Source organism: Pseudomonas sp. H3_E07, assembly GCF_054668895.1.
On the sequence record NZ_CP162795.1, the window covers coordinates 3,623,843 to 3,636,882 of the forward strand.

The window sequence follows — 13,040 nt, forward strand, 5'->3', positions numbered from 1 at the left end:
CAACAACCGCGCCAAGCGCTGATACGATGATGGCTATTGTTTGTTATAGCGCTGGGGCACTATGCATCACATTCCGAAACTTTCCGGTCCTGACGATTCGATGAGGATGGGAGAAACCACGCTAGCGCAAGGGCAAGGTTTACCGCTCTCTTTCGGTCATGCTTACTTGACGTTGCTGGTATGCCTCTCCGGTAGTGCCCACTTCACTCTAAACTTCAAAGAGCATGCGGTCAGGCGCGGAGGAGTGATGTTGCTGGCTGAGGACACCATTGTCTTGCTCAAACGCCGCTCGCGCCGCTTCAAGGTTTTTTTCTGCCTTATGCCGAAAGATTTTGCAGCGGAGGTTGCCTACCCGCTGCCAAATAGTTTGTTCGTCTTTCTACATGACCATCCCCATTGCGTTCCATCCAAGGACGACATGCCACTGATAGAAGGGTGGGTGACGCAGATGCGGAATATTGCGCAGACCTGTCCCTCTTACCAACGCATCATGTTGCGCAATCAGCTGCAGAACCTCTTTTTGAAAATAGCCGAGCAACTTCCAGCCAACCAAATAGAAAACCGTGGATTCAGCCGGAAGGAAATGCTCAGTTGGCGCTTCTGGGAATTGATAGGTAAACACTGCATCCGCAACCGAGATGTGAAGTTCTACGCTGACGCACTGAATATCACGCCGTTCTACCTGTCGCAGTTGACCAAAGCGTTTTTCAATGACACTCCCAAGGGCCTGATCGATCGGCAGGTAACCTTGGAAATCAAGGCGCTCCTTTCATACAGTGACTTGGCTATTGGCCGTGTGGCCGACGAACTGAACTTCGCCGACGCCTCTTACTTGTGTCGCTACTTCAAGCGCCAAACGGGGATTTCACTTTCCCATTATCGCAAGCACAAGAGGGAGAAGGAGAGCCATGAGTGACCTGCGGTGGTGAATCGGGCGCTGGATCGGTTGGACCTCCGACGTATCCCGACACCGGGCGGCGAGGGCATGAGTGCCCTTGCCACGGGGCTCATGAGCTATCGATCTGGTACCTGAACCCCTCGGCCGCCGCGCGGGAAATTCGGTATTCGAGCGGGGGAGATCAGGTTAAGCAAAGGCTCGGCGCGCCGGATCAAAAACATGATGACGACCTTGTTTCTCAGCGCCGATGGCAAGCCAATGTCTGCTGCGCAGTTTCTAGAAAGCCTGTTTGGCGTCCTTCCAGATTTCTTCAAAGACGAAGACGAACTGCGCTCCATCTGGAGTGGGCCAGACACGAAACGGAGCGTCTTCGTTTACCGCGTCGGGCATCAGTTGCTAAGCGCAGAGAATCTTAGTGGGCGAGCGATTACAGCAGAGTTGCCGCGAAGGGCCGCTTTGGCACGGACAGCAGCCATTTCAAGCACCTGAGGGTCAGCTGCATAGACAGCATCAACCTGGCGGTCACGTAAGCTGCTTTTAAGGCCCATCATTTCCGCAAGGCTAAGGTCTTTTGAATGCTTGTGGCCGTTGATCATGGCGAAAGTACCCATAAGGGTGAAAATAGACTTGGATCTGAGGTTAACACCTCGCGCGGTCGGCTATAGGCGAAAGGCTGTGATTGCAAGGTATTGAGCGACGAAATGCATGGTTCTTCACGCTGCTCAGGTGTGCAATTCAGACTGGCTGAGCCGATCGGTAAATGATCGCCTACGGAGGCTAAAAGGCAAATAAGCCTATGAGCTTACTGAGTTACAGGTACAAAAAAGACGTCCTTGGACGTCTTTTTTCGTTGAGCCGGGGGGAGGTGAAAATATACCGTAGCCGTCTGTTTTTGCTGGCTAATAATCAATCTAATAAATAGCTTGGAATACCAGATGGAATGCTGGTTGATCTGGCTTTCGATGGAATGGTGCTTTTTGAACTCAGCCGAGCGACTCGTCAAAGTAATCGCTGTCGAGCCTAGGCACCTTGTAAAGCTGCGAGCTGACACCGACCTCGTGATCCAACATCAGATTGACCAAGCGTTTACCGTCGACCAGCACAAGCCCTTCGACCGACAGCGCGAACTCAACCGCCTGGGCAGTGAAGCCGGAAGTGGTGATGAATACACCGCGTTTGGCTTTCTGCCCGGCAAGGGCGCCATAGAACGCCTGCAAATCGGGGCGGCCGACGGTGTTCTGCCAGCGCTTGGCCTGCACGTAGACTTTCTCCAGCCCCAGCGCGTCGAGCGAGATCACGCCGTCAATGCCTCCGTCGCCACTACCGCCGACTTGCTGCAGCGCCTGACGGTTCGCGCCGTAGCCCAAGCTGTGCAGGACGTCGAGAACGATGTGCTCGAAGCGCGTCGGGCTTGCTTGCAACAGATTGTCTAGCAGGTCGCCCGCGACGCTGGTGCGCAACTCGTGGATGGCTTGGTTCAAGCGCTCTTGCGGGCTGCTAGTGGCGAGATCAGTCTTGGTAATAAGCGCTGGTGTGTCGTTGCTCTCATCCAGCGAGGCCGCATCCGGCGCTGTCTTCAGCTTCACGCTCATGAAGTTCACAGCTAGATGCTCGACCTGCTCTGGAGTCAACTGGGTCGGGTTGGCCTGGGCGAATACGCGGCCGGTATCGGTTAGCTGCCAGTAGCCCCGCTTGGCGCTGCTGGAGTAGCCGGCGCGCTTGAGCCGATCATGTGCCCAGCCTGAACGGTTCTTGTAGGTGGCCTGGCCACTGGCGATGGTCTCCTGCCGTTGCGCTTCGCTTAGACCAAGCGTCACGGCGGCCGCTTCGTGGGCCTCGCCCGCCGTGGCACCCTCCGGGTGGGCGGCGAGAAAACGTAGGATGGGTTCGATGAACTGGTCGTATGTCGGGACTGGCATGGTTCGTTATATTCCTGATAAAGGCTTAGCCCAACGTAGCGGCTTGGCGACCGCGCTTTGCCTTGGGCGCGGTGGCGCGTTGAGCCTTTATGCGATCCAGCAGCACGCCAACTGGTTCGTCGTTCGGGTCCTGCGGCACCAGTTCGCCACGGAAGGCTTTGGCAAGGACGCTTTGAGTCAGATGGTCGATGCGTGTCTGGGCGGCTTTGACGCGGGCTTCGATTTGTTCGGCGAAGGCGAAAAGTTGTTCGACGCGGCGGACTATTTCGGTTTGTTCTAGAGTTGGCGGTAGTGGTATTGGAAGTTCCCGGCAAATCTCTAGGGTTAGATTGAATTGGCCGGCCGTGGCTTTTGCACGAGAAATCGCATAGCTTAGAACGGAATCACTCCTGAGGCATAGGGCCAGGTATCCCGGAGAAACGCCATCGCTCGCGGTAAAACGAGCAATGGCTTGATTTATGTTCCACTCGGGATAAGAGGCCGGAACGATGGAAACCTTGCCCAAAGGCGGCCCGACGATATTCATGAGCACATCCCCCGGCCTTACTATTGATCTTTTAAGGTCAATAGTATGCGTGTTGTTATCCACGAATGTTGGGTCGATGGAAAAGTTCAATACACCCGTAAAAGTTAGGTTGTAGACCTTGATGTATGGAACGTCACCGTGCCCAGCAGTCATCTTCTCTTTTGGTGGGGTGGTTCCTTTAGTAATGAATCCACAGGTTTCACTTGCGGTTTTTGTGACCCATCCAGTAGGTAGGGGATCACTAGTCTCGCTGTGATGAGGTGTCGGCTGATTATTTGGTTCACTACATACGCTATGGGATCGCCACTCCTCCGTCAACCGACCGGAAACGGCAGCGGCCAGGACGGACTGGCGGAAGCGTTTGAGTAGTGCGGGTATGCCATCGATACGGGCTTTCAGGGTATCGACTTGGGCCAGTAGTTCGTCGAGCTTCGCGGCGATACGGGTTTGTTCAGTAAGTGGTGCGAGCGGAAGCAGTAAGTTTTCTAGCGCAGCAACAGATATATTCGCGATGTTTACGGTTTGGCTTGCCGATGATCTTAAGCTCTGCTGTGCTGTGCTGCTTTTTAGAAAATAATAGACATAGGCATGACTAATTACTTCGCTGCGTATCGCAGAAAGAAATGCACCGAAACACGCCTCTCGGTCAGTCTCCTTAATACAAACTTTGCCGACAAGGTTAGAGCTGTTGGCCATTGACATCAGAATGTCGTTTCGCTTGGCCAATCGATCAGTCCCCTTTACGTAACTGCTCGGGATGTAGTAGATATTATTCCAAAGAAGTTTTTCTTGAATGTGAGATGTTCTGAGGCAAGCAACATAGCCATCAGTGGGTTCATGGACTTTAGATGAGGCAGGGAATGTCACTCCGCGGACAATGGCAACAACATCCCCAAGCTTGCATTCAATCCAGGTGCCTGGGATCAAATTACTCATCTGCAGAAACCTCCTGTTCTATCGAAAGTCCCATAACTTCCGCCATTAATCGCTTCTGCGCCACCGCCTCATCTCCAGCACCCAGCGCCTTCATCAGCTCTTCCAGCTCACGCAGAGCCTCGGTCAGTTCAGCCATGGCCTCACCCGCCAGTACTTCCGGAGCGGGCAGGTCGGCGGCATCTAGGCTGCTGTTGTCTTTTAGCCAACTGATGTCCAGCGAGTCACTCCGCTCGTTGCGGATGTAATCCCGGGTAAAGCTGCGGAAGCGGCTGGTTTCACCGATACCTTCGACGTTCTCGGCGCGTGGGCTTGCGCCGTCGGGGGTGTCGCCATAGGCGTCCTCGAACGGTTTGAGGTGCGTGGGGCCGAAGGGCGTGCGCTTGCCGAAGCTGGGCATGTTGCTGCGCAGGTCATAGATCCACACGCGCTTGGTGCAACCTTCCTCCTGGCGCGGGTTTTCCACGGTGCCCTTCTGAAAGAACAGTACGTTGGTCTTCACACCCTGTGCGTAGAAGATGCCAGTAGGCAGGCGCAGGATGGTGTGCAGGTTGCACTTGTCCATCAGGTCGCGACGCACGTCGGTGCCAACGCCGGCCTCGAACAGCACGTTATCCGGCAGCACCACGGCGGCGCGGCCGCCCGGCTTGAGGCCACGGTAGATGTGCTGGAGAAAGGCCAACTGCTTGTTACTGGTGCGGTACGTGAGGTCATCACGAGTCGGGCCACCGCCACCCTTGGCCGTGCCGAACGGTGGGTTGGAGAGGATGACGTCGACCTTGGGTAAGTTGGCCCCGGTCTGACCTAGGGCGTTGCCCAGGTGCACCACGCCTTCTTCGTCGCCTTCCATGCCATGCAGCAGTGTGTTCATTAGCGCCAGGCGGCGAGTGCCGGGCACTAGTTCTATGCCAACAAAGGCGCGATTGCGCTGGAATGCCTGGGCTTTGGCGTCGAGGTCGTAGTAATCGTCGGTTTGACTTTTGATATAGGCGTCAGCAGCGATCAAAAAGCCCGCAGTACCGGCGGCCGGGTCTTGTATGGTCTCGCCCGGCTGCGGCTTGATGCAGCGGATGATACTGTCGATCAGCGGCCGAGGGGTGAAGTACTGACCGGCCCCGGATTTGGTCTCGCTGGCGTTTTTTTCCAGCAGGCCTTCATAAAGATCGCCGAGGCCGTCTTGGCGGGCGCTGAACCAGTCGATACCGTCGAGGCTCTTGATCAACTGCTCGAGGTGGCGCGGTTCCTTGAGGCGAGTCTGAGCGTCGGCGTAGATGGCGGCAATCAGCGGGTCAGGGTTTTTGCCAAGGTCCAGTAGCATCTGCCGGTAGTGATCGAGCAGGTTAACGCCGGACTTGCCAGCCAGGTCTGGCCAGCGCGCGCCTTCGGGCAGCTTGTGGCCGAAGCTGTCGTTGTTCTGCACCTGTTCGTATTCCATCTTGATGAACAGCAGAAGCACGAGCTCGGTGACGTAGTCGCTGTAGTTGATGCCATCGTCGCGCAGGACGTCGCAGAGGTTCCAGAGTTTCTGGACGATATCGGAGTTGGTCATGGGGTACCTGTGGCGAAGTGTGTAAAGCACCAGATTTCGCTGGCGCAAAGAAATGATTGTTTGGGCTCAGTCCTCTGAGGAGCGTTGTTCGGCCTTTAGCGCTCGGCCCGTCGCAGTCAGGCGATAGCGTTGCTTGCTGCTGTTGGGCTTGTCTGGAATGGTCATCTCGACCACGCCAAGCCTCAGTAGTGGGGTCAAAACCTGCTCGCGGAACTTGCTGCGGTTGCTGCGCCCGACGAATGTCATTAGCTCTGGCGCAGTGTGATCGCCTGTCATCTTGCACAGCAGCGTTATCTGCTCTTGCTGCAAAGACAGGCGAGTTTCGGCTTGTTCTTCTTCGACAGCGGACTCAGTCCCTACTTGGTCCCTACTTGGTCCCGACTTAGTCCCTACTTGGTCCCCACTTGGGCCCGAAAGAGGCCCTTTTTCAACGGCGCGCTGAATCACCACCTTGAACTGATTACTCTGCCGGTCGTCCTCCAGTCGGATCATTGGCCAAGCATCGATAGCGCGCGGGATGCCGGTGCCCAAACCGCGATAGGGGAGAATGTGTACAGCATGGGAGGTGAGCGTCGGGTTACGACGGTTGGACAGGCCGAATCGAATTTTCTCGGTATCGAGCACGTCAGGCAGGTGCCCGGGGCTAATCAGTTCGATACGATCGGCGAAGATCATGATCCGGATGGAGGCGCTGACAAAGTAGTCGCGGTGGATCAGGGCATTGACCAACAGTTCTTCAAACACCTCCTCCGGCACTTCCAGCTGGCCGAGGGTATTGAAGCCCTGCTGTCGCTGCACGTGGCGTAGGTTGCGCTTTATGAAGGCAAGGCTGCGTCGGTACTGCTCCTGCAGATTGCCGTCGATATCTTCGCTGTCTAGATAGTGGCGGTCATGCAGAACCGTGCCCGGAAACGCCACGGCCTTGATATCGAACGCCGGGCACAGACGTTGTGGCGCCTGGCCGAAGAGCAGCAAACCGGCCAAATTGGGTGTGTCGCCACTGGCGAGGCCAAGATTTTCCAGGATGCGGGTAGTTTCCAAACCTGTCTGTTCGGGGCTCTGCCGAAAGCGTCTTTGGAAGTACTCGCCAAGCGCTTTGGCGTCGATATCCGCCACGCAGCTGCCCGCGACCGGTACCGCATCGGCGCACACCAGCCCGGCCTGCTGGAACAAACGCTGCAGTTCTTCACGGGCCGTGACCCGACGCTTGTCGGCGCCGTTCTTTACCCAGATGCGACCCTGGTTGTCGACATAGGGTTTATTCAGCCCTTGTTCGACTGTCACCACCATGACCAGCCCGTGCTCGGTCTGAAGGTTGCTGGACAGTGGGTTGATGGCTGGGCGGACATTCTGCGAGGCCGCATTGGAGAGCAACTGATTGAGCCGCGCAACGTCGGCGCTGTTCAACCCGCTAACCGTGCCGGAGTCGTCTACGCCAATCAGCAGATATCCACCGGATGTATTGGCGAACGCCACCAACTCGGCTGCCAAGGCATCGATATTGCTGAAATCGCGCTTGAATTGATGGCGACTGTCTTCACCACGGGCAAGGATCTGATGAAGCTCAGCAGGGGTCATGAGGCGTCTCTAGGTATCGCGGCCGATAAGTCATATAGCAGGGGCATTATCCCTTATGAACGAACACGCTGGCCAATCCGGCGTTCCAGATCGGTCTCATCCCGTTTGTGCCCAGAGGTTGTCGTTCAGGGCATCCAGCACCACGCCCAGGTTGCCGCCGAGCATTTTGTCCAGCCGCGTGCTGCCGCCATCGCCCTTGAACGCTTCACCAATCTGCTTCTTGTCAATAACGACCTCGTGAACCAGCTGCTTAGCCAGGCGGTCCAGCCACTTACGCTGAACTTGAGTCCAAGGCTGCAGGGCGTAAATCGTCTCCATCGCCTTGGTTACGCGCTGCTCGAATGGCAGCAAAGCCTCTCCGAGGGCAGCGCGGCGGATGAAGCCGACGATACTGGCAGCGATTTCCTGGTTCGTCTGGTTGCGCCAGGCGCTTTGCAGGTTCACCTCGCTGTAGCCATGCCCGTCGAGCAGCAGGCGCACTTCGCGCAGTTGTTCACGAGTCAGGTCTTGCGGGCGGTTGATCACTACGCCGAGGGCCACCGACTGGTTCAACTGATTTTTGATGAAGTCGTTGAAGCTTTCCAGATAGTCCGCAGGCTTTTGGTAACTGCCGTAGTTTTGCTCACGGACCATCAGTTCGTCCGTGTGAGTGGAGATCACCGGGTAGTTCAGCGATCCCAACAGGGCATTAACTGTGGCGAGCTGATCGAGCAGTTGGGCATGCTGTTGGATGAACTGGGCAGCTTGCTGTGGGCCGAGCTGGTGCAGGTGCTGATGCAGTTTGTCCGGGGCAATGCCCCAGGTGTTTTCCAGTTCGGCGAGCTTGGCCTTTAGGGTTGGCTTTTGCTCGGCCTTATGGCTGGCCTTACGCAGGATGCGCATGACCCGCTGGCTAAACTGGTCCAGGACGTCGTGGGCATGGCTAGTGTCCGGCTGGTTACCAGGAGCATCGAGGCTGGCTGGGTTAGTTAGCTCGCTGACCAGCTGTTCGAGGCTGATGTTTGGGTCTTTCACCAGCGGCTTCATTGTGTCTACTGGTTCGAGGGCAGCGTACAGGTCAACTGGGTCATAGATCCTGAATACCGTCTTGCCGATTTCATCGCAGCGGCGAGTCGCGCGGCCCTTCATCTGTTCGTAGAGGATGCGCGAACGCACCCGGCGCATGAACACCAAGTGGCAAATGCGCGGTACGTCGATACCGGTGGTCAACAGGTCGACCGTGATGGCAATGCTCGGGTAGCGCTCGTTCTTGTACTGGCGGATCAGTTGTTTGACCTTGTCACTTTGCCCGGTGATGATCTGTACAGCCGCCTGGTTGTAATCCTCGCCGTGAACGTACTTGAAGGCTTCGTCGAGAAGGTTTTTGACCCGCTCGGCATGGGCTTGGTTAACGCAAAAGATCATCGTTTTTTCGTCGCCCGACGGGTCGAGCTCTTGTGCCAGTTGCTCGCAGATGACCTTGTCGAAACCGGGCGTAATCACGCGGCGATTGAAGGACTCGATTTCGAAGTCGAGTTCGTCCTCGAGCTCGGCGACATCCACCTCGCCGGTGCTCGTATCGATGACGCTGACGCTCTCGCCCTTGGCAAAGTGGATGCCATTCTGGCTCAGCAGGGTCTGGTAGCGGATTGGGGGTTCGTGATCGATCAGCCAGTCGTCAGCCACGGCTTCACGGTAGCTATAGGTGTATATCGGCGCACCGAAGACTTCGCTGGTGTGCTTGGCTGGCGTAGCGGTCAGTCCGATGCGGGAGGCGTCGAAGTAATCGAGCACGCGGCGATATTGCGACAGGTACTGGCTGAAGTCGCGGACCGCCAGCTCACCTTCCGTCATTTCCTGGTCGAGTGTGTAACCGCGGTGGGCTTCGTCGACGATGATGCAATCGAAGGCATCGATGGGCGGCGGGGTGTCCGACTGGAAGATGCGCTTGACCATGGCCTGCACAGTGGCGACCTGAATCCGTGTTTCAGCTTCGGCAGCCATGTCGCCTAGTTCTTTGACGTCGTATATCTGCGCCAGCGTATGGTTTTGTTCCAGCGTCGCCTCGTTGAAGGCTTCGATGGCCTGTTCCCCCAAGGCGCTGCGATCGACCAGAAAAAGAATACGGCGAAAGCGCTCGGCCTTCAGTAGGCGGTACATCAAGCCAATGATAGTGCGCGTTTTGCCGGTCCCGGTCGCCATAGCCAGCAGACAGTTGCGGCGATTGGCGGCTAGGGCCTGCTCAACGGCGCGGATGGCGTTTTCCTGATAGTCACGCAGCTTGAGATAGGCGAAGCCTTCCTGCTGTAGCTTCGCCTCGGCGTCCTCACGGCTGCGTTTGAGCAGGTCGAGTAGGCCGCCCGGCGTGTGGAAGTCCTGCAGCGGTCGGCGCAGGTTGGCCGGGCTGCGCAAGTCACGAAACCAGATGCCAGACAGCTCGGCGAGCTGCTTAATGAAGGGCCGGCCATTGCAGGCAAAGGCAAACGGGACTTTGAAGTGGCTGCCCTGACCATCGGCCCAGTCCGTGTTATGGCCGGCCGGTTGCAGATTGTCGGTAACGATCAGTTGACGTGAATAGCGCTCAGCTTGGGGAATGCGGTCCGCTATGTTGACACGCTTGCGCTTGGCTTCGACGATGGCGACTGGGATTAGGCCGGCGAACAGCACGTAATCAGCGTTTTCTTTCGGCTTGCTGGTTGGCCATTCGGCGATGGCCTTGTTCTTGCCCTTTTCGGGCCGAGCGCCCTTGCTGTAAGTAAGATCGAGCGAATCGGCTTCCCAGCCGGCATCGTTCAACTGTTGATCAATGAGAATACGGGTGAGGTCTTCATTGAGGTCGAACTGGCTGCTTGCCTGCTGAGTTTTACGCGTGACCTGCAGGGCAGCTTGCGGCTGATCTTCAAGCTGTTGTTGCAGCACTTTCAGCCGCGCCTCGAAATCGATTCGGGCCTTCGATAGTTCTGCCTCGCGTTCAAGGGCAATCTGCTCGTAGACGCGGGCTTCCTCGTTCATCTGCCCAACAAGACTGGCTTGCTCATGCTTTTCTTGCACCAGTAGCTCGGCTAATTGGTGGTTGTTCTCCAATTGCTGGCGACTGTCGCCCAGCTCTGCGCGAAGTTTTTCGATCTGCCCCTGCAGCTCACGCAGAGGCTCACTCGGATCGGCCGGAACCACGAAAGGCCCAGGCTTGAAGGTGTTGCCGCCCGTGCCAAATGACTGGTGATACCAGATCGCCAAGGCGCGGGCGACCCTCAGCCCGTCCAGTGCCTCACGATGCTGGGTGCGGAATTCGTGGGTAGCCTTATTGCCTTCGATGCGCAGCGTATGGAGGAGGTTACGGATGTTGCCGTCGAGCTGGATTTCACGGCTCAGGCGGAACAGCAGATCAGCCTGGGAAGTGGTGGCGTCGAACTCAATGCCTGCTCTTACCGCCAGATCCTGGGCGAGCGCTTCGCCCAACTGACGCAGTTTGATCAGCGTCGTGTTGGGGTCGCTGGAAAATACTCGCTCGGCCGCATTGGCAAGTTGGAAAAAAACCGGATCGTGTTCTTTAAAAAAGGCGAAGTTGCTGTTCTCTGCCATGTTCCATCCCTTGAGTTCGTCACCAGCCATCCCGAGAATGGTGGCGCTATAAGGGCATAATGCCAGACGAAGCGTGGTGCGTGTATAACCATATGCCGTCGGTCCAGCGTGACCAGCTACTGGCCGAGGGCGAGACGTTACGCTTGTATGCGGCGCGATTTGCGCATAACCGGGCTGACCTTTAAAAGTCATGATTTCCTCAGCACTGAGGAGGTTGCTAATAGGTGCGTCGACGCCATGATTTTCCGAGGCGGTGGCGATTACCGATGGTTAGGAGCGGGAGCTCCACTCAACGCTTAAAAACCCATGGCCTTTCCAGGCGTCGTGCGAGCAGTTGGACAGTAAGCAAATAGTAATAATGTGTTGCCTCACTGCGGCCGGTGAGGAAGTGTTCAAGAAACCAAACTAAATGCTTTCGCTGCCAGGCCCAAGGAGTTGATCGCTGCCAGCGTTTTGCGATTTCAGATTGGATGATTTTCGCCTGCCGCAAATGCCGGTGCCGCGTCGCATGCGACCCTGTCAGCACGGCGCTCAAGAACAACTCCATATCAAACGCCTTAGTCATACCCTCCCCCCTATATAGGCAGCGACCACTTCAATCCGTCCATGCCCCAGCTCATCGCTGATCTGCATGCGAGCCTCAAGATCTAGGCGCCGGTCTATGGCGTAGCACTGGCCACCATTTACAGGCGCACGGTGATGTGTGATCTGTGCATAGCGCTCACATGCAAACGCCGCCCGAAGTTCGTGAAAGCCTTTGAGGTCGTGTGCTTTCAGGACCTCTCTCGCTGGCCGGGCTATTTCATGCAGAACGTTCAGATAGCTCTCGTTTGGAGCAATCAGGTTGCGGCTATCCGCAGGGGATACTTGCAATGCAAATCTAAGTGCGCCACGAATATGGTCATCCACCTTAATCCAGCGGGGTGCAGATGCACCGGCGCGGCCGCCTTTGGTGCCATCCTGGATATTGATTTTGCCGTAGAGCGCGGCTTCACGGCTCAGACGTGGCAGGTCAGCCAGAATGGCCTCGCGCAAACGCATCCCAGTGGCTCGCGTCAACTGAACTATCGCTGCTGCCCGCATCTGATCGCGGCTACAAAGCGTCTCGACGATCTGCTGTACCTGTTCGCGGTCTTGGCCTTGCGGTACCGATTGACGAACCCCGGTGCGCTGCATACCCAACGCCTTGCTCGGACTTGGCAATTTCACATATTGATCACCGCGAAGCGCTGCCATGGTTCTGTTAACGCTGGATAGCCGGTTTTGTGCAGTGCTGATTGCCAGGTCGCCTTGCTCAACCAGTCCGCGAAGGTATGCGGCATAGTCCGACAACACCTCGCGATCAATCTTCCGCGCATCATTGACCCCGGGCCCCGCTTCAGATCGACACCACTTCACGAATGCCAACCACCGATCACAGTGCGCCCTGACCGTGCCGTAGTGGCCTCCGCCGAACATGTCTTTCAGCGCCTGCGGCCCTGCGTAGCTCAATTGCCTGCCGTAGCCAAAATTGCGGCCCTCTCGCCGCCTGCCCACTAATACCATTTCGGTTTCCTCGCCTAATTCACCAGGCTCTCGCCCCACGTCATCCCGCCAAGAATGCTGAGTGTTATCAGGGATCAAGGCCCCTGCGGCCTGTGGGGATGTCCACTTACGCGGGACTGGCGGCTCCTTACGGCCAAGAGCTTGGGCATCTCATGATCTGGCCCCCTGAGCATCGTTACCGGTGGGCGGGTGGAGGCTGCGTTGGCTGACGAAACCAGCGCCGCGAGATCCTGAGTCGGGTGAAGGCAACGACGCGATGACCGGTGCGTGCCTGGCTGTCAGCCAGGTGCAGTCCAGTTAAGGTCTGCGGCACCATCATCTACATCGCTGTTGCAGGTGGCTTCGGCGTTTGTCGCGCCGATTGTCACGAGGAGGATTGCAGCAAAGCCACGTATTACCTAGCCTGCAGCGGTGGTATGTGCGCCCGTCTCTTTCCTTAGAAAGAGACGGGCAAAGGGATGGCGCATATAAAATGGCCATGCGAATAGGTTGCCGCAAGGCAGCAAGAGGGGAGGGTGGTTGCGGCATGGG

9 protein-coding genes are annotated in these 13,040 nt (G+C 56.9%); 2 read left to right on the top strand and 7 right to left on the bottom strand.

Annotated features, from left to right (window positions below; translation table 11 throughout):
- Positions 1-61 precede the first annotated feature (61 nt).
- Together AB4O08_RS16605 and AB4O08_RS16610 are read left to right on the top strand one after the other, a co-directional pair.
- Complete coding sequence (locus AB4O08_RS16605; protein WP_031291228.1) at positions 62-916, top strand: helix-turn-helix domain-containing protein; 855 nt, start codon at positions 62-64, stop codon at positions 914-916.
- A gap of 201 nt (positions 917-1,117) precedes the next feature.
- Positions 1,118-1,387, top strand: a complete 270-nt coding sequence (locus AB4O08_RS16610) for a hypothetical protein (protein WP_457244024.1) — start codon at positions 1,118-1,120, stop codon at positions 1,385-1,387.
- A 494-nt stretch (positions 1,388-1,881) separates the two neighbouring features.
- Here the strand turns inward: AB4O08_RS16610 and AB4O08_RS16615 are convergent, their stop codons facing one another.
- From AB4O08_RS16615 to AB4O08_RS16645, 7 genes are all read right to left on the bottom strand, one after another.
- Positions 1,882-2,817, bottom strand: coding sequence for a restriction endonuclease (locus AB4O08_RS16615; RefSeq protein WP_198831837.1), 936 nt, complete (start codon positions 2,815-2,817; stop codon positions 1,882-1,884).
- A gap of 25 nt (positions 2,818-2,842) precedes the next feature.
- Positions 2,843-4,279 (bottom strand): restriction endonuclease subunit S, encoded by a 1,437-nt coding sequence (locus AB4O08_RS16620; protein ID WP_198831838.1) that lies wholly within the window; start codon positions 4,277-4,279, stop codon positions 2,843-2,845.
- Positions 4,272-5,825 carry a class I SAM-dependent DNA methyltransferase gene (locus AB4O08_RS16625; protein ID WP_198831839.1) on the bottom strand — a complete coding sequence of 518 codons (1,554 nt, stop codon included), beginning with the start codon at positions 5,823-5,825 and terminating at the stop codon, positions 4,272-4,274. The genes AB4O08_RS16620 and AB4O08_RS16625 overlap by 8 nt, the downstream gene beginning before the upstream one ends.
- A gap of 66 nt (positions 5,826-5,891) precedes the next feature.
- A complete protein-coding gene (locus tag AB4O08_RS16630) occupies positions 5,892-7,403 on the bottom strand; it encodes an RNA-binding domain-containing protein (protein ID WP_233094776.1) in 1,512 nt (503 codons plus the stop codon).
- A 96-nt stretch (positions 7,404-7,499) separates the two neighbouring features.
- Positions 7,500-10,964: a type I restriction-modification system endonuclease gene (gene hsdR / locus AB4O08_RS16635; RefSeq protein WP_198831849.1), complete on the bottom strand. Its 3,465-nt coding sequence runs from the start codon at positions 10,962-10,964 to the stop codon at positions 7,500-7,502.
- Between the two features lie 289 nt (positions 10,965-11,253).
- The gene (locus AB4O08_RS16640) at positions 11,254-11,529 is read right to left on the bottom strand and encodes a hypothetical protein (protein WP_198831840.1); all 276 of its coding nucleotides are present in this window, start codon (positions 11,527-11,529) and stop codon (positions 11,254-11,256) included.
- Positions 11,526-12,509, bottom strand: coding sequence for an integrase domain-containing protein (locus AB4O08_RS16645; protein ID WP_198831841.1), 984 nt, complete (start codon positions 12,507-12,509; stop codon positions 11,526-11,528). Before AB4O08_RS16645 ends, AB4O08_RS16640 begins: the two co-directional genes overlap by 4 nt.
- Positions 12,510-13,040: the final 531 nt, after the last annotated feature.